This window comes from Nocardiopsis coralliicola (genome assembly GCF_054779695.1).
The window spans coordinates 1-22,374 of the sequence record NZ_BAAGXT010000067.1 but is presented as its reverse complement, the minus strand read 5'-3'; the positions used below and the strand labels follow the sequence as shown (position 1 = coordinate 22,374).

Genomic DNA, 22,374 nt, shown 5'->3' with positions numbered 1-22,374 from the left:
GTAGGTCGCTGCCACGCCTTTTTGTGGTGGGGAGGGGTTGGAGGGCTTTTGGTTCTCTGGCTCCTCCCTTCTTTTTTTGCCCACACATGTGAACATGTGAAATAGCGCTGTGCCGGGATTGTATTGGCGCTGGAGATCGACGGAGGCGCCGTCAACAGCCGCTCTTCCGTGTCAGCCCTTCGACTCGACCCGGCCGAACGAGCCGGGGCCGTAGGCGAGTTCCGCTGTCGCCTCCCGCCACGACGGGTCGCCGGCGTACAGCTCCGAGCGCAGGTAGGCAAGAGTCAGCCGCTGGACCGCCGCGACCCGGGACGGGTCTTCGTCCGTGGTCTCGGCGACGTCGTAGCCGGAGATTCCGCCGAGGCCGTGCTCGCCGCCGAACAGGGTCAGCAGCGTCTTGCGGCCCGGCGCGAGGTGGTACGGGTCAGCGTGCCACTCCGGCCCGCGGACGGTCAGGTGCGTCGACGGGTCATTGTCGCCGGCCACAACCAGGGCCGGCGCCGCCATCGCGGAGAAGTCGATGCCGGTGAAGAAGGAGTAGTGCTCCGCAGTGAATTCGGTGAGGGCGTCGCCGCCGCGGCCGGGCGCAGCCAGGAGCACCCCCGCAGAGATGCGCGCGTCGGTTAGGTCCACCACCGTGCCGGTCAGCGGATCGGTGAGGCGGCAGCCGAGCAGCATGCTCGCCGTGTGGCCGCCCATCGAGTGCCCGGCCACGGCGACCCTGCTCGGGTCCAGGCGGCCGGCCAGCTGCGGGACCGCCTTCTCCACCAGGTCGAGGTGGTCGAGGATGTGCGTCATGTCCGTGGCCCGAGAGCGCCAGTACATCGGGCCCTCGCCGGGGTCCGGGGGGAGATCCAGAGACAGCGAGCTCAGGTGAGTCGGCTGGAGTACGGCGAACCCGTGCGCAGCCCAGTAGTCGGCGAGCGGGGCATAGCCGTTGAGCGACGACAGATGGGTCGAGAACCCCTGCCCGTGCGACAGGAGAATGATCGGCAGATCGCCGCCGGTGACCGGTGCAGACGCCCGGAGCTGCAGGTCGATGGCCCTGTTCGGGGCCGGCAGTGTCACCGGGGCGACCGACAGGACGGGTGTGGAGTTCACGCTCATGGTGTGCAGTCCATTCCGGAAGGCAGGCCGGCGGCGCGGACGCGGATGCACCGGCCGCCCGCAGTGCCTCCGCTAGAGTAGAAGCGGATCATTGCTCCGGTTACGATACGGAGCGCTGTTCCGCTTTGTCAACGGAGAGGAATGGGGAGCGCACCGTGTCCACCGAAGGCCGGCCTGAGGGGGCAGCGGCCCCGAGCAAGCGCGCCGATGCGCAACGCAACCGCAAGACACTGCTCACCGCCGCCGCGGCGGTATTCGTGCGGTCGGGAGTCGACGCGCCGATCCGCGAGATCGCGACCGCGGCCGGTGTGGGAGTGGGGACGGTCTACCGGCACTTCCCGACCCGTGCGGACCTTGTCGTCGCCGTCTACCGCCACCAGGTGGAAGCGTGCGCCGAAGCCGGACCGGCGCTCCTCGCCGACAGGGACTCGCCCTATTCGGCACTGTGCGGATGGGTGGACCTCTTCGTCGACTTCCTGGTCACCAAGCACGGTCTCGCGCAGGCGCTGCAGTCAGACAGCAAGGGCTTCGCCGCGCTGCACGCCTACTTCCTCGAGCGCCTGGAGCCGGTGGCGGGGCAGCTGATCGATGCTGCGGCTGCCGCGGGCGAGATCGGTCCCGGCATCGGCCCGTACGAGCTGATGCGCGGCATCGGCAACCTCTGCATCGAGCGCGGCAGCGACCCCCGCTATGATCCCCGCCGCCTCGTCGCCGTCCTGCTCCGCGGCCTGGAGGTGCGCCCGGCCCCCTGACCGCCTGCGCGGTGCGGGCCGCGGTGCGGGTGCCGCTTGCCGGCGGGCGTGGCGGCCGGGCCGATGACGTAAAGTGAGAGGTCTGGGAATCCCGTGCGCTGCCGCAACCTGCGGCGGCGCTTTTGAGTGCTTACGGACGGACGCATGACTGACGACACCCGACCCGACGGCGACGGCTCCGGTTCGCGCGGCAGCGGAGGAAGGGACGACCGCTCGCGCTCCGGCGGTGACCGCCGCGGATCGGGCCCGCGCGGGTCCGGACAGCGCGGCGGCGGCCCCCGCGGCGGCAACCAGCGCGGCGGAGACCGGCGCGGGGGCGGTTCCGGTGGCCGCTTCGGCGGCCGCGACGACCGCCGCGGCGGACGTCCGCAGCAGCGCGACCGCCGGGACGACCGGCGTGAGGCCAAGGAGAAGGACCCGGCGCCGCAGCTGCCCGAGCAGGTCACCAGCGACCGCGAGCTCGACGGCGAGGTGCGCCGCGAGCTGGCCACCCTGCCGCGCTCGCTCGCCGAGGTGGTCGGCAAGCACCTGGTCGCCGCCGGCCTTCTGATGGACGAGGAGCCTGAGCGGGCCTACGAGCACGCCGCCTACGCACGCCGCCGGGCGTCCCGGGTCGCGGCCGTCCGCGAGGCCGCCGGCGTGGCCGCCTATACGCTGGGCAAGTGGCAGGAGGCGCTCTCCGACCTGCGTGCGGCCCGCCGGATGAGCGGCCGCAACGCCTTCCTCGCGATGATGGCCGACGCCGAGCGGGGCCTCGGCCGGCCGGAGCGGGCCCTGGAGATCACCCGCTCGCCCGAGGCCGCCGAACTGGAGACGGCCGAGCGCGTCGAGCTGCGGATCGTCGCCGCCGGCGCGCGCCGCGACATGGGGGAGACCGCGGCCGCCCTCGTCGAGCTCCAGGTGCCCGAGCTCAAGGAGCGCCGGGCGCGGGCCTGGGCCGCGCGCCTCTTCTACGCCTACGCCGACGTGCTCGCCGAGCTCGGCCGCGAGTCCGAGGCCAGGGAGTACTTCGCCCGCGCCTCGGCGGTCGACCGCGACGGGGAGACCGACGCAGACGAGCGCCTCGCCGAGATCGAGGGCGTCGAACTGGTCGCCGTCGACGACGGTGTGGTGTGGACCGACGCCGAGGACCCCGAGCTCGCCGACGAGGAGCCGGAGGCGGCCCCCGGCGGCGACGACCCCCGGGCTGGCGGCGCCTGACATGATGCCGCCTCCGCCGGACGGCGCCGGAGCCGGTGGGCCGCACCACCGCGCTCCGGCCCCGGATCCGGAGCGGCCCGCGTTCAACGGGGCCGCGATCCGGATCGGGGTACTGCCGGAGCGGCACGACTCCGTCGTCTGCCTACTGTTCGACGGCGGCCGGCCGGTGCTGGTCCGGCACCGCGAGCGGGCCTGGGAGTTCCCCGGCGGCAAGGCGGAGCCGGGGGAGAGCATCAAGGCGACCGCGCGCCGCGAGGCGCGCGAGGAGGCCGGCGCCGAGCTGGGCGAAGTCCACGTCGCCGGCCACTACGTGCTGGCCAGCGGGCACACCACCGTGGTCACCCACGCCCAGGTCCGCCGCCTGCATCCGCTGCCGACCGGGTTCGAGACCGACGCCGTGCGGGCCTTCCCCGCGCTGCCCGAGGAGCTGCTCTCCTGGGACGACGGCATCTACGCCCACCTTCTGGAGCAGCTCGGGCTGCCGGGTGTCACTCCGCCCACGGAATCGGACGGGCCGGCGCGCCCCCAGTCGTAACCAGCGCATCGGCCCGCACGGCTACGGCTGCTTCGGCATCGTACGGAGCGTGGACGCGACGTAGCCGGTCCGCCGGCAAGACTGCGGTCGCTCCCGCGGGCACGGTAGTGCTGGCCCCGTCCATCTCGATGACGAGGCTGCCCGAAAGCACCGTCCACACCTGCTCGCGGTCCACGGTGCCCGGCAGCCCCCGGCGCTCATACACGGCCCACGTGCTCAGCTCCTTGCCGCCGCGGCCGGGGCATCGGCGGACGGTGCAGGGCCGAGGCGCTTCGCCGCGATCGAGGCCGGGTGCAGCAGTCCACCGGTTGCCTGGTTTCGTGTTTCCATGGTCATCGGGAGTGCTCTGAGGCCGGCCGGCCCGGACGACGCCGCCCTCGCCGACTTCCTCGGGCAAGCCGACCTAACGCTCAGCGGTCTGGACGCTCCGGGAGTCCGGCTCTGGGTGGAGCACAGCGGTAATGGCCGGAGCGTCGCCGTCGCACCCGGGTGGCGTTCTGCGGATCGCGGCGCCGCACTCGCCGTTTTGCCCTCGACCGCGCTGCAGAGCGGGCGCCTCCGCCGCCTGGTTGTTCAGCCGCCGTTCGGGGCCGTTCTGTCCGCGGAACGGCTTCGCCCCTGCAGGCCGGGACCGGCTCGCAGCCGTCCCGTACGGCACCCGCCAGGTCCGTCTGTTCCGGACGGCGGGGCAGCTCAGCGGAGAAGCGGCCTGGGCGCGCCCGATCCCGCGGCGGGCGTGGAGCCGGCGTCAGCGGGGGAGGGGACGCTTGAACAGGGTCTCGGTGCCGACGCGGCGGTAGCCGATGCGGCGGTTGATGGCGAGCATCGGGGCGTTGCCGGAGTCATTCTCGGTGATGGCGGCAGCAAGGCCGGCGTCGCGGGCCCGGCACAGCACTGCAGTCTTGAGGAAGCCGGCGATGCCGCGGCCGCGGTAGGCGGGAAGGGTGCAGGTGACCTCCGACAGAACGAGCGCTTCGCGGTCGGAGTGGAGCGCGGACATTGCGACCGGGACACCGTCGGCCTCCGCGATCAGCGTCAGGTTCCGGTCGAGCCGCGGGTCGTCCCAGTGCAGGGAGCGCCACTGCTCGAACGGCATCGCCATCGGCGGCCAGTCTCCGGGCTCGTCGGCGATGCCGGCGATGTCGAGCTCGTAGACCGGGCGCGGATCGGCTTCGTATTCGACAGCGGTACGGACAGTCACGCCGGCCGGCGCCTCCGGCGCGTCCGCGATATCGGCGAGGTCCACACGGAGCACCCCGCACGTCGAGCCTGCGGTGTAGCCGCGCCCGGCAGCGAACGGTTCGGCGCGCTCTGCAGGGCCGGCCGAGCGGATGATCTGCGCGCCGATCGACTCCAGATGGGCTTCCGCGGCGTCGGCCAGCGCAGTCCCGGCGCCGCGGCGCCCCTGCTCAGGGTGGACGATGAGGACGAGGCGCCCTTCTCCAGGCAGGTCGGTGCTCTTGCTGATCGCCGCCAGGGCATACCCGACGAGCCTGCCCGAACCGTCGATCGCGGCGAAACGGCGCAGGTGCGCACCGGAGGAGGCACGCAGCTGCGCCGGGAACTCCTCGGGGCCCAGGGTGATGTCGTGCGGCAGCGCCGCCCGCCTCACCGCTGATGCCGCCGCCATATCGCCCGACCCGGGCGCTACGTCGAGTTCCCTGACCGTAAAACCGCGCGAGGGCTCCATGTGCGCGACCTTAGACAGCCGCGCCGCCGGTGTCACCGGATTATCCGCTGCATCGACGCGGAAGGGCTTCGCGCGTGCGAACCAGATCGGTGCGGTGGGCTGGTGGGCGGGAGTTTATGGGGCGCGGGGGCGGCTTCGCCGACACTCTTTCCTCTCTGCCCCGCGACTGCAGGGATGGTGTGCGGCCAGAGTTGCTGTGGGTCGCAGAGGCGGGGTGTAGGTACTACAAGCAAGGGCGGCTTCGCCGACAGATTTTCGCTCTGTCCCGCCTCTTCGGGGCGCCGCGCAACCAGAGTCACTGCTGATCGCGGGGCGGGGCGCCGAGACCGAAGGCTCCCGCACCCCTGCAGCCGACTTCCCGATGATCAGTGCGTCGGACAAGCGCAAAAGCAGCAGCGACGGCGCGGCCGGGCAGGGGCTCGGGGCGGCAGCCGGGTGGCGGCTGGGCGGCGGCCGGGCGCGGGGCGGGTGTGACTGGAGGGGCGGGAGAGGTTGCCTGGCTCCCGCGCGGGGGCAGCCGAGTGGCGGGCTGGTCAGTGCGTCGGACAAGCGGAAAAGCAGCAGCGACGGCGAGGGTGGCCGGGGCCTCGGGTCGGCGGCTGGCGGGCCGGGTCAGCGCGGGTGGTTCGCGAACCCTTGGTAACACCTCACCGGGGCCACGACTGGCACCTTTTCAGCGCCACATCCCCGCACAATCGAGAGGCGTGATCCTTCCGCGGCTCATTCACCGGGCTATTTTCACTCTGCGTGGCGACATATGGGCCGAAACCGGGCGTCGATCACTGCCGGGGTCCGGGTGTCCGGTTTGGGGGCCCACGCGCACGCGCGCGGCGCGTTCCTTTTCCGCGGGTGGCGAGATCACTGCTGTCCCAAATCACCCAAAGAGGTCAATTTGACGCCGCGACTCGCGCCTTTTCGTCGATCTGACTGCGGAAAAGGTGGGTGCGCGGAATCCGGACACCGCAACGCTGCGTGACCCCGTGTTTTTCGCAGGTCAGTGTGGCGCGATAGCGGGCTCTGCGTGCAGGGCCCGTAGTAGAGGGAGGGCCTCTTCTGCTTGGGCGGAGTTGCAGGGCCCCGTTGCAGTGCCCGTTCTCCTGGAATTTGCCCCCTGTGCTTGCCCTGCGGCCGGCCCGGCACCCGGCCGACCAGCCCGAGGCCCCTCCCGCTTTGGCCGTCGCTGCCGCTTTTACGCTTGTCCGACGCACTGAATCACCGGGTAGCCGGCTGCCGAGGCGCGGGGGCCTGCGGCCCCAGCCGCCCCAGCCCTTCGGCCAGCGGAGACTCTGGTCGCAGAGCGGCTAGGGGTGGCGGGACGGAGCCGAACGACTGCCGGCGAAGCCGCCCTTGCCGTGTTGGCAGGCGGCCTCGCCGCGTCTTCATGCCCGGGCCTCCCACTCGCCCCGGGCGGGGAGCGGTCAGGAGTCGCCGGCGGCTTCGCGGGCTGCGTTCCGTTCGGCTTCGAGGCGGTCGAGCCAGTGGGCGATGCCGGCGTAGTTGCCTTCGACGCCGCTGAGAACCTCCATGACTTCAGCGGAGTCGGCCGAGGCGCCCTCGGGCAGCGGGCGGTAGCGCTTCTGTACGCGGTCGCGCACCATGGCCACCGCGTGGTCGAGGTCGCCGGTGCTCGCCCGGGCCTCCTTGGCGGCGTCGACCCAGGCGTGCAGTTCCTCTCGGGCGCGGTCGAGCGTCGGACCGATCACGTCCACGGCGCCGAAGTGCGAGAACATCAGCCGCTGCGGGGCGATCGAGCCGAACAGGTCGAGCGTCTCCAGCGCGGCGGGGAAGTCGAAGTCCGGCGGCGGGGTCGCCGGGCGGACGTCGCCGGTGAGCGGGTTGTACACGCCGAGGGCGTCGCCGACGTAGAGGTCGCCGGTCGCCGAGTCGACCAGGCCCATGTGGTGCTTGGCGTGGCCGGGCGCGTAGTGCGCGGTCAGCTTCCGGCCGCCGCCCAGGTCGACCTCGCCCGTTGCGCCGACCGCGCGGATCCGTGCCGCATCGGAAGGGCGCATCTCGCCGAAGAGCACGTCCAGCCGGTCGCCCCACACCATGCGGGCCGAGCGCATCAGCCGCTCCGGGTCGGCCAGGTGGCGCGCGCCGCGCTCGTGCACGACGATCTCGGCGCGCGGGAACATGCGGGCGATGTCGCCGACGCCGCCCGCGTGGTCGAGGTGGATGTGGGTGACGACGACGGTCGACAGGTCGTCCGGGCCGAGCCCGTGCGCGGCGATGGCGTCCCGGAGGACCTCGGCGGAGCCCGCAGTGCCCACCTCGACGACGCACGGCCGCTCGGTGCGGATCAGGTAGCTCGAAGTGATGCCCGGGTAGCCGGCCATGCGGGTGTCGATGGCGTGCACGCCGCCGCCGAGATCGGCGCCGGGGGCCGCTGCGCTCTGCTCCACGTGCGGTTCTCCTTCCTGCCCGCGGCGTGTGCGGCGGGTGGTTCCGAACCTATCCACAGCTGCCCGATCGGTCTGGCGCCGGGGCGGGCGCGGGCCGATCCTGGAATCCGGGGGCTGATCCGGGCCTCCCGCGCCGCCCCTCTCCCAGGAGGACGCATGCACACCCGCCCCGATGCCCCCGCCCGCCCCGTTCCCGAGCCGCCGGAGGCCGCACCGTCCCCGGCCGAGGACGCGCCGCACTGCCGAAACGAGGTGCTGCTGGCGGGGCGGGTTACCGCGGAGCCGTCGCTGCGCGAGCTCGCCAGCGGCGAGCGGCTGGTCACCTGGCGCGTCAGCATCAGCCGCCCGCCCACTCCGCGGCGCCCCGCCGGCGGGTCCGACGCCGTAGCCTGCCTGAGCTTCTCGCCGGAGATCGCCGAGGCCACCCGCGCCTGGCGGCTCGGCGACGTCGTGGAGGTCGCCGGCGCTCTGCGGCGCCGCTTCCGCCGGTCCCGCGGCCTGTCCGGCGGCGTGCTTGAGGTCGAAGCCGTCGGTGTCCGCCGGCTCCAACCCGGCGACCCGTAGCGGTGCCGGTGCAGGGCAGGCGGCCCGCTGATCCGGGAGCGGCCCGCGCCAAAGCGGCCTGCAGTCCCGCCGCCCGGCTACCAGCCCAGGGTGGTGAGGGCCGGAGTGGGATCGAGAGGGACGGGGGAGGACCAGGCGGCCGCGCAGAGGGCGCGGAGCCCTGCCAGGCGATCACCGGAGCCGGTCAGGCGGAGGCTGCCTCCGGACTCGGCGGCGTGCCAGCCGACGGGCTCGGGATGGGGCTCGTTCAGGCCGGCGACATCCCAGGCGATGTAGTCGGGGCGCTGCCCGGCCGGCGCGGCCAGCAGCTCGCGCGGCGTTGTCACGCCGGACAGCACCAGCATGCTCGCCGCGCCGCGCGCCACCGCGCCCTGTACGTCGGTGTCGAGCCGGTCGCCCACCACCAGCGGTGCCTGGGCACCCGTGCGCAGCACTCCCTCCTCGTGCAGCGGCCGCATCGGCTTGCCCGCCACCACCGGCTCCACCCCCGTGGCGAAGGCGATCACCTGCGCCTGGGCACCGTTGCCGGGGATCACGCCGTCCGCGGACGGCGCCGTGGCGTCCCCGTTGGTCGCCACGAACAGCGCGCCGCGGCTTACCGCAAGCGCGCCCTGGGCGATGAGGTCGCGCCCCAGATGCGCGGCGTGCCCCTGCACCACGGCGACCGGGTCCGCACTGGCCCGCGTGACCGGGCGCAGGCCCGCGCGGATCAGCGCGAGCCGCAGCCCCGTGTCGCCGGCGGCCAGCACCGGGGCGCCCGCGCCGAACCGCTCCGCGACCAGGCGCGCCGCGGCCTCGGCCGACGTCACGACGTCCCCGGCCGCCGCCGGGACGTCCAGCGCGCTGAGCCGCTGGGCGACCGCCGACGGCGTCATCGCCGCGTTGTTGGTGACGAAGGCGACGCGCATCCCCGCCGCACGGGCCTTCGCGACCGCTTCCGGCGCGGCCGGCACGGCCCGCGGGCCGATGTAGACCACGCCGTCCAGGTCGAGGAGGGCGGCGTCGTAGAGCGCAGTGAGCGGCTGGGCGGAGGTGGAGAGTGTCATCGGTCCTCGGTGAGCGGGGTGTTCGGGTCGAAGGTGCGCATGACCAGTCCGGTGCGCGGCTTGGGGCCGAACGAGGTGGACTTGCGCGGGGTGAGCTCGCCGTGCGCGCTGACCCGGTACACCTGCTCGACGCTGACCGGCGGCAGCAGCACGGCGGTCGCGCCGCCGGGGGTGCTGCACGCGGCAGCGACCGCGGCGGCCGGGTCGTCGTGGACGAGTTCGACGTCGGGGCCGACCGCACCCCACAGCGGTAGGAGCACGCGCTCCAGCGCGGCGGTGGGCAGGGCGCGCCACTCCGCCGAGTGGCCGGGGGAGGCGGCGGCGAGGGCGGCGGCGTCGACCGGGCCCAGGGCGAACCGGTCGTGCCCGTCGTCGAGGATGATGCGCCCGTCCGGTACCGGCGCCCCGGCCGAGGGCAGCTCCTCCACCGGGGCGACCCGGGCCGCGGCGCGCGCGGCAGTGCGGGCCGAAGCGCCGCGCACCACCCGGTGGATGGCGCCGAGGCGGGGCGGCGAGGTCTCGGAGTCGACGAGCAGCGCCAGTCCGTGGTCCCACGGGCCCGGTGATCCGCTGCGCTGCTGCAGCATCCGGTATGCGGCGTAGCGGTGGTGGCCGTCGGCGATGAGGGCGCTGCGGTCGGCGAGGTCGGCGGCGACGGCGGCGTGCAGCGCCGGGTCGCGCAGCGCCCAGAGGCGGTGCCGAGTGCCGTCGCCGGTGGTCGTGGCGGCCAGCGGGGGAGCGTCCGCGGGCGGTTCGGCGGCCCGGGACGCGGCGCCGCGCACTCCGTCCGTGCTGCCCCGGTACAGCAGCAGGATGGGTTCGAGGTTGGCGCGGGCGGCCTCCATCAGCCGCGCCCGGTCGACCACCGGTCCCTCCGCGATCGCCTCGTGCGGCTGGACGCTGTCCTGGCCGCCGCCCGGCAGCCGCAGGGCGCCGATGAGGCCGCGCTGGCGGAGGCCGCCGGCGGTGGTCTGCTCGTACAGGTAGAGCGCCGGCTCGGCATCGCGTACCAGGACGCCGCTGGCCATCCAGCGGCGCAGCGTCGCCGCGGCGCGCGCGTAGCGCCCGGAGCCCGCGCCGGCGGGCGCGGGCTCTGCGTCGGGCGGGGCCGTCAGGCGCGCCGCGTTGTGCGGTTCCTCACGCATCATCCGCGCGTAGTCGTCGGCGCGGACGAGGTCGTAGGGGGGCGACAGGGCGAGGCCGAGGTCGAACGCCGAGCGCTCGAGGAGCGGGCCGGGATCGGAGTCGGCATAGCGGAGACCCCGCAGCGGAGCCAGTTCGAGTGCGCCGCCGCCCATCTCCGCCACTCCTCGCCCCGGTCGCCGTCGTGCACGAGGGCACCCTGCGCCCTCGTGCACGATACCCGTGCGCCTCTGCCGATCAGCCGCACCGCCGCCGCGCCCTCCGGCCGAGCCCCAGGTCGCCGCAGCGCGGCAGGCGGGCCCGGTCCGCCCGCCGTGGTCCGAAGCACCCGCAGCGCCGTGCTGCCTCCGGGCCGACCTGGAGGCGGGGCGGGCGTGCGAAGAGCTGACCGCGGTCCAGGAGCGGTGCGCGGGAACCCCGGGGCGGCCGAGGCGAATCGGCGCCGCGGATGCCGGCGCAGCCCCCAGCCGTCCGGAGGCCCCGGCCGAGACCGGCGGTGCTGCCCGCCGGGGGAGAGGGCCGCCGCGGACTGCGCATCGGGCTGCCCCCGAACGCCGAGGCGGCATGGACGCCCCCCCCGTCGCCATCCGGGTCCGGCGCAGCCCTGCGCGACTGCGCCGGAAGCGTGCACCGAATGAGCCGGGAAGCGCAGTGCACCTGCTCGGCGCTACATCAGCTTGCGGAGGCGCAGCAGGTCCCCGAAGCTCGCCTCGACTTTGACCCGGCCGGTGAGCATGGCCGTGGCGGGGTTCAGCCGGTCGTCGGCGATCGCGACGAGGTCGTCGGCACCGATGCGGACGGTGACCTGGGCCCGCGGCGCGTCCTCGGACGCGCTGCGCGGGCGCACGTCGCTCAGCCCTTCGGTGGTGAGCCGCAGGTCGAACACCGTGTCGAGGTCGGTGACGGTGACCGACACGGTGCGGGGAACAATGTGCTTGCGGCGGTCGGCCTCGTCGGTCTCGCGGATGCGCTCGTTCAGGCGCCCGATGGCGGCGGCGCACTCCTCCACGCTGGTCATCCCCCCACTATCCCGCACCGCCCGGGGCAGCGCCTCGCCGCACCGCCCGTTTCGCGCACCGGATCGGGCCGGTGCGGCGTCCTCCCGGCGGCCCGCCAGCGCCGGCCTGCAGCGCGGCCTAGCGCTCGCGCGGCGCGGGCCCGCCGAGACCTGCGGGCACACCGCCCGCGGTCCGCACGCGCTGCTCAGTGGCGCCCGCCGAGGGTCCGGCATGCCCCGGGTTCGCCGTGTTCGGCCGCGGGGGCGCCGGTGCGCCGCTACGATCGGGCCGTGCGCGGTCTGGTCGCGCCCCGGGGAGTCAACGATCGCGAGGAGCGAGCCCACCATGGTCGTCGATGCGATGCGCACCTATCTGGATGCTGCAAGCGGACTGACCGAGCTGTCCCGCCGCGACGCGGTGGCAGCCGCCAAGGTCCTCATCCGCCATTCCGGCGAGGACGAGGACGGCGGCGGGCGCCGCATCCGCGAGCTCGCCGACGAGCTGGTCGAGGTGAGCCAGGGCAACCGCGGTGCGATCGCCGACCTGGTGCGCGCCGAGGTCGCCGGCGCGCTCGACCGGATGGACGTCGTGCCGCGCGCCGACTACGAGCGGCTCGCGCGCCGCGTCGCCGAGCTGGAGCGGCGGCTGTCGTCGCTGCGCACGCCGCGCGCCGCGCCCACGGCGCCCCGCTCCGCAGCGGCCTCGGCGCCCTTGGCCGAGGCCCCGGAGGCCGCCGCGCCGGAATCCGCCTCCGGCCCCGTCGGCGGCGCGGACGCACCGGAGCAGGTCAGTACGGCCCAGCGGGAGCCGGAGGAGGCCGGAGCCGAGCCCGCCGGGGAGGCGGTCAGCGAGCCGGCGGGCGCACCGGAGGAGGCCGCCGAGCCCTCCGCCGCCGAGGCCGCCGGCCCCGGAGCCGAGACCGCGGCCGAGCAGGCCGGCGCGAAGGGCCCGGCGCAGCCCGCAGCAGCGGACAGCGGTCCGGACACCGCCGCGGTCGGTGGCACCGCTCCGGAGCAGAGCACCGCCGCCGAGGACACCGCTGACGCCGCCGGCCAGGAGGCCGGCGGCGCGGACCACGGCGGCAAGGGCGGCGCCAAGCGCGCACCCGCCAAGGGGTCCGGCAAGGGCTCCGGGACCAAGAAGAAGGCGCAGTCGCGGGCGAAGAGCTCCGCGTCCGGCGCGAAGAAGGCGGGCTGACGATGAGCGGCGACGCCTCCACCGCGCCCGGAGAGGGCCCCGGCGGCGCCCCCGGCGCACCCCCGGAGGGCGCAGGCAGCGGCGCCGAGCCGATCCTCGCCCACACCCGGGAGCGGCTCGCCGCGCTGGACGGGGTGCCCGTCGAGGAGCACCCGCAGGTCTTCGATGAGATCCACCGCGCGCTGGCTGCGGCGCTGGGCGAGGTATCGTCCTAGGCGGTGCACCTTCGCACCTCCGCTCCGGTCCGCGCTCGGCGCCCGCGCGGCGGGAACCTCCGGGCTGCAGGTCCGGCGCCCCGACGCCCGGGGAGCCGCCGCCCCGGACTCCCGGCCCCGCCCGCCCGGCCCCGGCGGCGCGGCGGGGCGAGGCCGGCACGGCGGACGGCCCGCACGGGCGGAATCTGACGGAATCGACGGGGCGCGGAACACTCACGATGGCCAAACGCAGTCGGCTCGACGCCGAACTCGTCCGGCGCGGGCTCGCGCGCTCCCGCGCCCACGCGGCCGAACTCATCGGCGCCGGGCAGGTGCGGGTGTCCGGGATGGCGGCGCAGAAGGCCGCGACGCAGATCGGCACCGACCAGCCGGTCGTCGTCAAGGAGCCCAGCGACGGCCCCGCCTACGTCTCCCGCGGCGCACACAAGCTCGTCGGTGCCCTGGACGCGTTCGCCATCGACCCGGCCGGCCGCACCTGCCTGGACGCCGGCGCTTCCACCGGCGGCTTCACCGACGTGCTGCTGCGCCGCGGCGCAGCACGGGTCTACGCCGTCGACGTCGGCTACGGCCAGCTCGCCTGGCCGCTGCGCAGCGACGACCGCGTCACCGTGCTGGAGCGCTGCAACATCCGCGACCTCGACCCCGCCGCGGTCGCCGACCCGCCGGCCTCACTCGTGGTCGGCGACCTCTCCTTCATCTCGCTCGCCCTGGTGCTGCCCGCACTGGCGGGCGCTGCCGCACCGGAGGCGGACTACGCCCTCATGGTGAAGCCCCAGTTCGAGGTGGGGCGCGAGCGGGTGGGCGCGGGCGGCGTCGTCCGCGACCCCGGACTGCGCGCCGACGCCGTCCGCTCGGTCGCCGCTGCGGCGGCCGGGCTCGGTCTGGGCACCGCGGGTGTCGCCGCCAGCCCCCTGCCCGGCCCCTCGGGCAACGTGGAGTACTTTCTCTGGCTGCGCAGAGGCGCACCGGAGCTGCGCGGCGCAGACCTGGACCGCGCCATCGCCGACGGCCCCAGCTGACGCTGCTGCGGCGACCATCCCGACCGACCGAGACCGACCTCCCGAGGAAGGCATGCCGCTGATGAACGGCCCCGCACCCGAAGGCCCCCTGCGCAGCGTGCTGCTGGTCGCCCACACCGGGCGGCGGGCGGCGATGCGCAGCGCCCAACTGGTGCACGAGGGCCTGACCGCCGCGGGCGTGGGCGTGCGCATGCTCGACACCGAGGTCAGCGAGCTCAAGCAGGCCGGCTTCGCCCTCGACCCGGTCGAGCCGGTCAGCGGCCCGGCCGCGGCCGAAGGCGCCGAGCTGGTCATGGTGCTCGGCGGCGACGGGACCCTGCTGCGCGCCGCCGAGATCGCCCGGCCGGCGGGCGCACCGCTGCTCGGCATCAACCTCGGCCACGTCGGCTTCCTCGCCGAGGCCGAGCGCGAAGACCTCACCGCCACCGTGCGCAGCGTCGTCGAGCGCCGCTACATCGTCGAGGAGCGCATGACGCTCGACGTCGCCGTGTACGACGGCGGCCGCGACGCCGGCCGTCCGCCGACGCGCACCTGGGCGCTGAACGAGGCGACCCTGGAGAAGGCGACCGCCCGCCGGATGCTGGACACCGTCCTGGAGATCGACGGCCGTCCGCTGTCCCGCTGGGGCTGCGACGGGGTGGTGTGCGCCACTCCGACCGGGTCCACCGCGCACGCGTTCTCCGCCGGAGGGCCGATCGTGTGGCCGGAAGTGGAGGCGCTGCTGGTCGTGCCGATCAGTGCGCATGCCCTGTTCGCGCGGCCCGTCATGGTTGCGCCGGAGTCGCTGGTTGCCTTCGAGATCGTCCCGGACACCCCGGAGGGCGTGCTCTGGTGCGATGGACGCCGTATGGTCGAATTGCCCGCCGGGGCGCGCATCGAAGTGACGCGCGGGGACATCCCCGTGCGCCTCGCGCGCCTCCAGCGGGCGCCGTTCACCGACCGGCTGGTAGCCAAGTTCGGCCTGCCGGTTGCCGGGTGGCGGGGCCGCGCCGAGCGCGACCTGTGACCCGCACGGAGAGCGGATCGGCACGAGCGGTACGCGACGCGGGAGAGGGTTCGGTGCTCGAAGAAGTCCGCATCCGGGGACTGGGCGTGATCGACGACGCAGTTCTGGAGCTGTCGCCCGGGTTCACCGCCGTCACCGGTGAGACCGGGGCGGGCAAGACCATGGTGGTGACCGGGCTCGGCCTGCTGTTCGGCGGCCGCGCCGACCCGCAGCGGGTCCGGCCGGGCGCCGACCGCGCGCTGGTCGAGGGGCGGCTCACCGTCGCCGAGGACGGCCGGGTCGCCGAGCGCGTCGCCGAAGGCGGCGGTGAGCTGGACGACGGCGTGCTCATCCTGAACCGCAGCGTATCGGCGGAGGGCCGCTCGCGCGCGACGATGGGCGGCCGGTCGGCGCCGGTCAGCCTGCTCGCCTACCTCGCCGACGAGCTGATCGCCGTACACGGCCAGTCCGACCAGCAGCGGCTGCTGCGCACCGAGCGCCAGCGCGGGGCGCTGGACCGGTACGCCGGGCCGGAGCTCGGGCGCACCCTGGCCGCCTACAGCGCCGCCTACCGCCGGCACCGCGAGGTCGCCGAGGCGCTCGCCGAGATCACCGAGCGCGCCCGCGAGCGGGCTCAGGAGGCCGACCTGCTGCGGTTCGGCGTGGAGGAGATCGCCGCTGTCGAGCCGGTGGCCGGCGAGGACGCCGAACTGCTGGCCGAGGACACCCGGCTGTCCAACGCCGACGCGCTGCGGGTCGCCGCGACGACCGCGCACGAGGCGCTCACCGGCGACCCGTCGGCCGCCGAGGTGCAGGCCGACGCGGTGGGACTGCTGGCTGCGGCCCGCCAGTCGGTGGGCGCGGTGAGCGAGCACGACGCCCAGATGGCGGCCGTCGCCGAGCGGCTGGACGAGGTTTCCTACCTGCTCGGCGACGTCGCCACCGAGCTGGCGTCCTACGCCGAGTCGGTTGACTCCGACCCGGCGCGGCTGGCGGCGGTGCAGGAGCGCCGCGCCGCCCTCACCCAGCTGTGCCGCAAGTACGGCGAGACCGTCGACGACGTGCTCGCCTGGTCGGAGGAGTCCGCGAAGCGCCTGGCCGAACTGGACGCCGACGGCGACCGCGGCGAGGCGCTGCGCGCCGAGGAGGCCGAGCTCGCCGGGGAGCTGGACCGGCTCGCCGGCGAGCTGACGGCGGACCGCACCGCCGCGGCGGAGCGGTTCGGCGCCGCGGTCACCGAGGAGCTGACGGCGCTGGCGATGCCGCACGCCCGGGTGGAGGTGCGGATCACCGAGCAGGAGGATTTCGGGCCGCACGGCCGGGACGACATCGAGCTGCTGATGGCGCCGCACCCGAGCGCCCCGGCCCTGCCGCTGCACAAGGGCGCCTCGGGCGGCGAGCTGTCCCGGGTGATGCTGGCGATCGAGGTGGTGTTCGCCGGCGCCGACCCGGTCCCGACGTTCGTGTTCGACGAGGTCGACGCCGGCGTCGGCGGCAAGGCCGCGGTGGAGATCGGCCGCCGCCTGGCCAAGCTCGCCCGGCGCGCCCAGGTCGTGGTCGTCACCCACCTGCCGCAGGTGGCGGCGTTCGCCGACAACCACCTGGTGGTCCAGAAGTCCGAGGAGGGCCTGGTGACCGAGAGCGGCGTGGCCCGCCTCGACCGCGGCGGCCGCGCCCGGGAACTCTCCCGTATGCTCGCCGGCCTGGAGGACTCCGAGCTCGGCCGCGCGCACGCCGAGGAACTCCTCGCCATGGCCGAGGCCGACGGCGACTGAACGCCGCCGGTCCGGCGCCTTCTCCTTTCGCCGGGGGCCCCGCATGCGCGCAGCGGGCGGACGCCGCCCCGCTCGTTCAGCGGGTTCGCGGCCCCGGGCCCGGCGGGCCCCGCCCCGGCCGGCGGGTGAACGCCGGCGGAGCCGTGCACCGGCGCAGCCGCCCGGCCGGCGGGTGAACGCCGGCGGAGCCGTGCACCGGCGCAGCCGCCCGGCCGGCGGCGGCGTGCGCTTCCGGCGGCCCCGGCAGCAGTTCCCGCCACGGGCAGCCCGGCGGCCGCTGCCGCAGCCCTCCGCGGCCGGCGTGGCAGCCGGAGCCGCACGCCGGCGCCCGATGCCGCGCAAAGCCCCCGCTCGGACGGGTTTCGGGTGAAGGTCTGCGGGAGTTTCGGCTCGCGCAATGCCGACACGTAATGAACACGCCATGTAACGGTGTGTCAGGGGAGTTGACCGCGGCGCTCTGGCAAGATGCGAGCAATGAAGGTCCCCGAGGCGCTCGGCGCCCGCTTCCCACGGCTCCGTCGCGCCAGGTCCGACGGCTCGTCGGGGATCGACGCCCCGGTGCGGGCGGACCGGCGCACCAAGAACCTGACGAAGCGGCTGCGGCCCGGCGACATCGCCGTGATCGACCACGTCGACCTCGACCGGGTCAGCGCCGAAGCGCTCGTGGGATGCGGCGTCAGGGCTGTCCTCAATGTCGCGACCAGCATCAGCGGCCGCTACCCCAACCTCGGTCCGCAGCTGCTCATCGAGGCCGGGGTTCCGCTCGTCGACGAGGTCGACCCCGAAGTGTTCGCCCGGGTCCGCGAGGGCGAGGTGCTCCACTACGACGGCGGCGCCCTCACCCGGGACGGCACGCCGGTCGCACGCGGCACCGTGCAGGACGCCGCGTCGGTCGAGGCCGCCATGGAGGAGGCCCGCGCCGGGCTCTCGGTCCAGCTGGAGGCGTTCGCCGCGAACACGATGGAGTACCTGCGCCGGGAGCGCGCGCTCCTGCTGGACGGCGTCGGCGTACCGCGCATCAGCACCCCCATCGAGGGCCGGCACGTCCTCATCGTGGTCCGCGGCTACCACTACCGGGAGGACATCGCCGCCCTGCGGCCCTACATCCGCGAGTACAGGCCGGTGCTGATCGGTGTCGACGGCGGTGCCGACGCGCTCGTGGAGGCCGGCTACCGGGCCGACATCATCGTCGGCGACTTCGACTCGGTCTCCGACCGGGTGCTGGCCGGGAAGGCGGAGCTCGTCGTGCACGCCTACCGGGACGGCAGCGCGCCCGGACTGAAGCGGCTCACCGACCTCGGCCGCGAAGCGGTCGTCTTCCCTGCCACCGGCACCAGCGAAGACGTCGCGATGATGCTCGCCGACGACTCCGGCGCCGCGCTGATCGTGGCCGTCGGCACCCACGCCACCCTCGAGGAGTTCCTGGACAAGGGCCGCGCCGGCATGGCCAGTACGTTCCTGACCCGGCTGCGGGTGGGCGGCAAGCTCGTCGACGCGAAGGGCGTCAGCCGGCTCTACCGCAGCCGCATCTCGCCGTGGTCGCTGCTGGCCCTGGCCGCCGCCTCGCTGCTCGCGGTGCTGGTGGCCGCGTGGAGCTCGCCGGCCGGCCAGATCTTCCTCATCAGCGCCGCCGCGCGCTGGGACGCGTTCCTCTACTGGGTGACGGGGCTGTTCCCATGATCGACTTCCGGTACCACCTGGTCTCCATCGTCGCCGTGTTCCTCGCCCTCACCGTGGGCCTGGCGCTGGGCACCACGATGCTGCAGGACCCGCTGCTCAACACGCTCCGCTCGGAGACCTCCGACCTGCGCGAGCAGAGCGAGGTGCTGCGGGTCGAGAAGGAGAGCGCCGAGTCCTTCAGCGCCGGCTCCGACGCGCTCGCCGCCGCTGCGGCCAGCGACGTGCTCGACGGGCGCCTGGAGGGCGCCGACGTGGTGCTGTTCACCGCTCCCGGCGCCGATGAGGAGCTGCCGGACAGCCTGCAGCGCCGGATCGAGCAGGCCGGCGGCACCGTGCACGGCCGGATCGCGTTCAACGACTCCTTCGCCGACGCCCGCCAGGCGACCTTCGTCGAAGAGCTCACCGACCAGCTCGCCGACGGCGTCCAGCCGCAGGGCGACGGCCCCTATGAGCGCGCGGGGTGGCTGCTCGCCGAGGCCGTGTCCGACGACCGCACCGGCGAGGACGGTGAAGAGGACGCTGAGGCGTCCGAAGACGGGGGCGGGCAGGGATTGGACGGTGCCGCGGTGCTCTCCGGGTTCAGCGAGGCCGGCCTGGTCGCCATCACCGGATCGCCCGCCGATTCCGCGTCCTCCGCGGTGCTGGTGGCGCCGCCCGCGACCGGCGGAGACCAGCCCGAGCGCTCGGTCAGCGCGCTGCTGTCGGTCGCCGGCGCTGTCGACGCCGCCACCCGCGCGGCCGGCGGCGGCACCGTGCTCGCCGGTCCGCCGGAGGCCGCCGGACCGGGTGGCGCCATTGCCCGCGCCCGTACCGAGGACACCGGCCTGGCCACCGCCGACGCGGCCGGCCGCCCCGCCGGCGATGTGGCGGCTGTACTCGCCGTGGCAGCGGCGGCCGACGGCGGCAGCGGCCACTTCGGGGTCGGCGACGGCGCGGAGGGCTTCGTCCCCGATCCACTGCCGGAGCGGCACGACAGCGATGAGCAGGACCGCGGATCCGACCGCCGGTCGCCGCCCGACCGCCCCTGAGCCGCCCGGAACCCCCGACGGCCGCCGCCCCCGGTAGGGCGGCACCCGCCCCCCGCAGCCCGCCCCCTTCCCGAACCGGCCCGCCGGGCCCGCCCGCACCGCGCAGCGGCGCCGGGCACTCGACGAAGGGAGGCGCCATGCGCCCTGCCGCCCGATCCGCCGCCGTCCGGGGCGGCGCCGCTGCCGCCGCCGGCGCGGCCCGGCTCTGCTACGCCCCTTCGGATCGGGCCCGCCGCCGCTGGGTCCGCACCAACTTCCGCGGTGCAGAGGTCACCCTGTTCGCCGGCCCGGCGCTGGCCGCCGGGGTGTGCGCCGGCGTTGCCGCGGCACCGGGCATGCCCGGACGGGTGCGCGCGGCCGCACTCACCGCGGCCGCCGGCGCGGCCGGCTTCGGCGCCTACGACGACGTGTCCGGAAACGGCGGCGCCCGCGGCTTCCGCGGCCACCTGGCGTCGCTGGCCCGCGGCGCGCCGACCACCGGCGCGGTCAAGGCTGCGGGGGCCGGCGCGACCGGCTGCGCCGCGCCCGCCCGGCTGGGCCGCAGGCGCGCCGGCATCGTGCTCGACGGTGCGCTCATCGCCGGCTGCGCGAACCTGGTCAACCTGTTCGACCTGCGCCCCGGCCGCGCGGCGAAGGTGGCGCTGGCCGCCGGCGCGGCGGGACTGGGCGGACCGGCCGGCGGGGCGTCGGCGGCGGTGTGCGGCGCCGCGGCCGCGCTGCTGCCCGAGGACCTCGCCGAGCGGGCGATGCTCGGCGACACCGGGGCCAACGCGATGGGCGCCGTGCTGGGTACGGCTGCTGCGGCGTCGCTGCCCCGCCCGGCCCGCGCCGCACTCCTGGCGGGCGTCATCGCACTGACCGCCGCGAGCGAAGCGGTGAGCTTCTCCGCCGTCATCCGCCGCATCCCGCTGCTCCGCCGCATCGACGACGCCGGCCGCCGCGGCGGCTCCGCCACCGCGGCTCCGGAGCCGCCGCCGGCCGTGCCCGGGCCGTCCCGGGAACCGGAACCGCCGGTCGGATCCGGCGCGCCCCGGGCCGCGGCCGGAACGGCGTAGCTCCTGCCCGGCGTCTGCACAGCAGCGCCGGGCAGCACCGGCCGGGGACATCCCGGTAGCCCGGGCGAACGGGCGCGGCTGCGCGGGGCGCCGGCGGGCCCCGGCGAGTGCGGCGGGGGTGCGGTGCGGCAGCGCGGGAGAGCGGAACAGGGCCGCCGGCAGCAGCAGGGCCGGGGCCGCGGTGGTCGAGGCCGGTCGGTTCCTCCGGGCGCTGCCCGGGCTCGGGGCGGGTCTGCGGCGAGCTGCGGTGCGGGCTGCGCGTCGAGCCGGGGTGCCGGGCACACGGCCGCGGAGCGGGCGGACGGGTCGGGAGCCAGGGCGGGGGCTGCAGTCCGGCTCGGCCGGCCTGTTCCGGGCGGCCGGTTCCGGGAGGGCGGCGGGGCGCGGTCTGGTCGGTGCGCCGCGCGTCGGCGGTGCGCGGCGCGGGGATGGGCGGCAGCATCGGGGCGGGGGCGCAGAGGCGGTTCGGGAGCCGAGCGGACGGAGCGGTGTGGACTGGCGGCGGGTCGGCGCGGGGGTGGCGGGGGCGGCGGCGCTGATTGCGGTGGTGACGCTCGGGGCGCGGGCGGCCGGGTTCGCGCGGACCGTGGTGTTCTCCCAGACCGTGGGCGACACCTGCGTCGGCACCGCCTACGTGACGGCGAACCAGCTGCCCACCGTGCTCTTCGAGATCGTCATCGGCGGCGCGCTGGCCGGCATGGTCGTCCCGGTGCTCGCACCCGCCGCAGCCCGCGGTGCGGACGGCCGGGACGAGGTCCGGCAGATCGCCTCTGCCCTGGTCACCTGGGTGGTGCTGGCCGCCGTCCCGGTGAGCGTCCTGCTCGCTGCCCTGGCGCTGCCCGCGATGGCCCTCATGCTCGGCGACCTGAGCGGCTGCGACGGCGGCGCCGTACTCGGCCTCGCGGCCCGGTTCCTCGCCGTCTTCGCCCCCCAGATCGCCTTCTACGCGCTGGCCGCGGTGCTGTACGGCATCCTGCAGGCGCACCGGCGGTTCCTCGCTCCTGCGGCCGCGCCCCTGGTGTCCAGCCTGGTGGTGATCGGCGCCTATGCAGTGTTCGTCCCCGTGGGCGGGGCAGCCCGCGGCGACCCGGCCGCCCTGTCCGCCGCGGCCGAGCTGACCCTGTCGGCCGGCACGACACTGGGCGTCGCGGCGCTGTTCCTGACCGCCCTGGGCCCGGCGCTGCGGCTCAGGATCGGACTGCGGCCGCGGCTCACCTTCCCGCCCGGGGTCGGGGCCCGGGTCCGCGCACTGGCCGCCGCGGCGCTGCTGCCGCTGGTGGCCATGCAGTTCAGCCTCCTGCTTGCGGTGGCCCTGGCCAACTGGGGCGGCGGCGCCGGCGCGGCGGTGCTCTACAACTACGCCTGGTCGCTGTTCAGCCTCCCCTACGGGGTGGTCGCCGTCCCCATCGCCACCAGCGCGTTCACCGCCCTGTCCGTGCGGTACGGCAACGGCGACACGGCGGGCTTCTGCGGTGTCCTCGCCGCCGGAGTGCGGACCACCGTCCTGGTGACCGCGGCCCTGGCCGCCGCGCTCGCCGCCTGCGCTGAGCCGGCTGCGCGGCTGCTGGCGAACAGCGACCCGCAGCCGCTGGAGCGGGCGCTGCCGCTGTACGCGGCGGGCATCGTCGGCTTCAGCCTGGTCGCGCTGCTCAGCCGGGCCCTCTACGCCGCCCAGCGCGGCCGGGAGGCCGCGGCCGCCCAGGTCGCGGGCTGGGTCGCGGTGATGGCGGTGTCGGCGGCGGCCGTCGCGGCGGCCGGCCCGGGACTGGCTGTCGCGGGGCTGGGCCTGGGTACCGCTGCCGGCCTCACGCTGGGAGCCGCACTGCTGGCGTGGGCCGTGCGCGCCGCGCACGGGCGGGACAGCCTCGCCGGCGCCGGGCGGGCGCTGGCGGCGTCGCTGGCCGCCGGCGCGGCGAAGTCGGAGGCCAAGCGGTCTTAGGAAGACAACGAATGCAACCAACTCCTTGGCTCACAGAACGACAT

19 protein-coding genes are annotated in these 22,374 nt (G+C 75.5%); 13 read left to right on the top strand and 6 right to left on the bottom strand.

All coding sequences use genetic code 11. The features are described from left to right. Positions 1 to 171: 171 nt before the first annotated feature. Positions 172 to 1,107 (bottom strand): alpha/beta hydrolase family protein, encoded by a 936-nt coding sequence (locus tag ACYVGT_RS26760; protein ID WP_460863290.1) that lies wholly within the window; start codon positions 1,105 to 1,107, stop codon positions 172 to 174. A 155-nt stretch (positions 1,108 to 1,262) separates the two neighbouring features. Between ACYVGT_RS26760 and ACYVGT_RS26755 the strand changes: the two genes are divergently transcribed. From ACYVGT_RS26755 to ACYVGT_RS26745, 3 genes are all read left to right on the top strand, one after another. Further along, entirely contained in the window at positions 1,263 to 1,859 is a 597-nt protein-coding gene (locus ACYVGT_RS26755) for a TetR/AcrR family transcriptional regulator (protein WP_460863286.1), read from the top strand. 144 nt (positions 1,860 to 2,003) lie between these two features. Then, positions 2,004 to 3,059, top strand: coding sequence for a hypothetical protein (locus ACYVGT_RS26750; RefSeq protein WP_460863283.1), 1,056 nt, complete (start codon positions 2,004 to 2,006; stop codon positions 3,057 to 3,059). 97 nt (positions 3,060 to 3,156) lie between these two features. Then, positions 3,157 to 3,594: an NUDIX domain-containing protein gene (locus tag ACYVGT_RS26745; protein ID WP_460863294.1), complete on the top strand. Its 438-nt coding sequence runs from the start codon at positions 3,157 to 3,159 to the stop codon at positions 3,592 to 3,594. Between the two features lie 748 nt (positions 3,595 to 4,342). Here the strand turns inward: ACYVGT_RS26745 and ACYVGT_RS26740 are convergent. Beyond that, positions 4,343 to 5,284: a GNAT family N-acetyltransferase gene (locus ACYVGT_RS26740; RefSeq protein WP_460863282.1), complete on the bottom strand. Its 942-nt coding sequence runs from the start codon at positions 5,282 to 5,284 to the stop codon at positions 4,343 to 4,345. 1,418 nt (positions 5,285 to 6,702) lie between these two features. Beyond that, complete coding sequence (locus tag ACYVGT_RS26735) at positions 6,703 to 7,620, bottom strand: MBL fold metallo-hydrolase (protein ID WP_460863292.1); 918 nt, start codon at positions 7,618 to 7,620, stop codon at positions 6,703 to 6,705. 222 nt (positions 7,621 to 7,842) lie between these two features. Between ACYVGT_RS26735 and ACYVGT_RS26730 the strand changes: the two genes are divergently transcribed. Beyond that, positions 7,843 to 8,250: a single-stranded DNA-binding protein gene (locus ACYVGT_RS26730; protein ID WP_460863280.1), complete on the top strand. Its 408-nt coding sequence runs from the start codon at positions 7,843 to 7,845 to the stop codon at positions 8,248 to 8,250. Between the two features lie 77 nt (positions 8,251 to 8,327). Here ACYVGT_RS26730 and ACYVGT_RS26725 read toward each other — a convergent pair whose 3' ends face one another. From ACYVGT_RS26725 to ACYVGT_RS26715, 3 genes are all read right to left on the bottom strand, one after another. Beyond that, positions 8,328 to 9,296, bottom strand: coding sequence for an HAD-IIA family hydrolase (locus ACYVGT_RS26725; protein ID WP_460863278.1), 969 nt, complete (start codon positions 9,294 to 9,296; stop codon positions 8,328 to 8,330). Then, positions 9,293 to 10,594: a DUF1015 domain-containing protein gene (locus tag ACYVGT_RS26720; protein WP_460863275.1), complete on the bottom strand. Its 1,302-nt coding sequence runs from the start codon at positions 10,592 to 10,594 to the stop codon at positions 9,293 to 9,295. The genes ACYVGT_RS26725 and ACYVGT_RS26720 overlap by 4 nt, the downstream gene beginning before the upstream one ends. A 512-nt stretch (positions 10,595 to 11,106) precedes the next feature. Beyond that, positions 11,107 to 11,457 (bottom strand): SCP2 sterol-binding domain-containing protein, encoded by a 351-nt coding sequence (locus ACYVGT_RS26715; RefSeq protein ID WP_460863273.1) that lies wholly within the window; start codon positions 11,455 to 11,457, stop codon positions 11,107 to 11,109. A 325-nt stretch (positions 11,458 to 11,782) separates the two neighbouring features. Here ACYVGT_RS26715 and ACYVGT_RS26710 point away from each other — a divergent pair, with 325 nt between their 5' ends. The 9 genes from ACYVGT_RS26710 to murJ all read left to right on the top strand — a co-directional run bounded on the left by ACYVGT_RS26710 (position 11,783) and on the right by murJ (position 22,330). Continuing rightward, complete coding sequence (locus ACYVGT_RS26710) at positions 11,783 to 12,634, top strand: coiled-coil domain-containing protein (RefSeq protein WP_460863270.1); 852 nt, start codon at positions 11,783 to 11,785, stop codon at positions 12,632 to 12,634. Positions 12,635 to 12,636: 2 nt separating this feature from the next. Then, positions 12,637 to 12,849: a hypothetical protein gene (locus ACYVGT_RS26705; protein WP_460863268.1), complete on the top strand. Its 213-nt coding sequence runs from the start codon at positions 12,637 to 12,639 to the stop codon at positions 12,847 to 12,849. A 218-nt stretch (positions 12,850 to 13,067) separates the two neighbouring features. Further along, complete coding sequence (locus tag ACYVGT_RS26700; RefSeq protein ID WP_460863266.1) at positions 13,068 to 13,868, top strand: TlyA family RNA methyltransferase; 801 nt, start codon at positions 13,068 to 13,070, stop codon at positions 13,866 to 13,868. Positions 13,869 to 13,920: 52 nt separating this feature from the next. Continuing rightward, positions 13,921 to 14,874 (top strand): NAD kinase, encoded by a 954-nt coding sequence (locus ACYVGT_RS26695; RefSeq protein WP_460863265.1) that lies wholly within the window; start codon positions 13,921 to 13,923, stop codon positions 14,872 to 14,874. A 53-nt stretch (positions 14,875 to 14,927) separates the two neighbouring features. Then, positions 14,928 to 16,628: a DNA repair protein RecN gene (gene recN, locus ACYVGT_RS26690; protein WP_460863263.1), complete on the top strand. Its 1,701-nt coding sequence runs from the start codon at positions 14,928 to 14,930 to the stop codon at positions 16,626 to 16,628. 474 nt (positions 16,629 to 17,102) lie between these two features. Beyond that, positions 17,103 to 18,308: a putative cytokinetic ring protein SteA gene (gene steA, locus ACYVGT_RS26685; RefSeq protein WP_460863261.1), complete on the top strand. Its 1,206-nt coding sequence runs from the start codon at positions 17,103 to 17,105 to the stop codon at positions 18,306 to 18,308. Beyond that, a complete protein-coding gene (locus ACYVGT_RS26680) occupies positions 18,305 to 19,336 on the top strand; it encodes a copper transporter (RefSeq protein ID WP_460863259.1) in 1,032 nt (343 codons plus the stop codon). Before steA ends, ACYVGT_RS26680 begins: the two co-directional genes overlap by 4 nt. A 137-nt stretch (positions 19,337 to 19,473) precedes the next feature. Next, positions 19,474 to 20,391, top strand: a complete 918-nt coding sequence (locus ACYVGT_RS26675; protein WP_460863257.1) for a hypothetical protein — start codon at positions 19,474 to 19,476, stop codon at positions 20,389 to 20,391. A gap of 490 nt (positions 20,392 to 20,881) precedes the next feature. Next, positions 20,882 to 22,330 (top strand): murein biosynthesis integral membrane protein MurJ, encoded by a 1,449-nt coding sequence (gene murJ / locus ACYVGT_RS26670; RefSeq protein WP_460863255.1) that lies wholly within the window; start codon positions 20,882 to 20,884, stop codon positions 22,328 to 22,330. Positions 22,331 to 22,374 lie beyond the last annotated feature (44 nt).

Coding starts and splice junctions, on each gene's coding strand:
- ACYVGT_RS26715 (WP_460863273.1), bottom strand. CDS start 11,457: ATGACCAGCGTGGAGGAGTGCGCCGCCGCCATCGGGCGCCTGAACGAG.
- ACYVGT_RS26720 (WP_460863275.1), bottom strand. CDS start 10,594: ATGGGCGGCGGCGCACTCGAACTGGCTCCGCTGCGGGGTCTCCGCTAT.
- ACYVGT_RS26700 (WP_460863266.1), top strand. CDS start 13,068: ATGGCCAAACGCAGTCGGCTCGACGCCGAACTCGTCCGGCGCGGGCTC.
- ACYVGT_RS26705 (WP_460863268.1), top strand. CDS start 12,637: ATGAGCGGCGACGCCTCCACCGCGCCCGGAGAGGGCCCCGGCGGCGCC.
- ACYVGT_RS26695 (WP_460863265.1), top strand. CDS start 13,921: ATGCCGCTGATGAACGGCCCCGCACCCGAAGGCCCCCTGCGCAGCGTG.
- ACYVGT_RS26740 (WP_460863282.1), bottom strand. CDS start 5,284: ATGGAGCCCTCGCGCGGTTTTACGGTCAGGGAACTCGACGTAGCGCCC.
- ACYVGT_RS26730 (WP_460863280.1), top strand. CDS start 7,843: ATGCACACCCGCCCCGATGCCCCCGCCCGCCCCGTTCCCGAGCCGCCG.
- ACYVGT_RS26750 (WP_460863283.1), top strand. CDS start 2,004: ATGACTGACGACACCCGACCCGACGGCGACGGCTCCGGTTCGCGCGGC.
- steA (WP_460863261.1), top strand. CDS start 17,103: ATGAAGGTCCCCGAGGCGCTCGGCGCCCGCTTCCCACGGCTCCGTCGC.
- ACYVGT_RS26760 (WP_460863290.1), bottom strand. CDS start 1,107: ATGAGCGTGAACTCCACACCCGTCCTGTCGGTCGCCCCGGTGACACTG.
- ACYVGT_RS26710 (WP_460863270.1), top strand. CDS start 11,783: ATGGTCGTCGATGCGATGCGCACCTATCTGGATGCTGCAAGCGGACTG.
- ACYVGT_RS26680 (WP_460863259.1), top strand. CDS start 18,305: ATGATCGACTTCCGGTACCACCTGGTCTCCATCGTCGCCGTGTTCCTC.
- ACYVGT_RS26735 (WP_460863292.1), bottom strand. CDS start 7,620: ATGGCCGGCTACCCGGGCATCACTTCGAGCTACCTGATCCGCACCGAG.
- ACYVGT_RS26725 (WP_460863278.1), bottom strand. CDS start 9,296: ATGACACTCTCCACCTCCGCCCAGCCGCTCACTGCGCTCTACGACGCC.
- ACYVGT_RS26675 (WP_460863257.1), top strand. CDS start 19,474: ATGCGCCCTGCCGCCCGATCCGCCGCCGTCCGGGGCGGCGCCGCTGCC.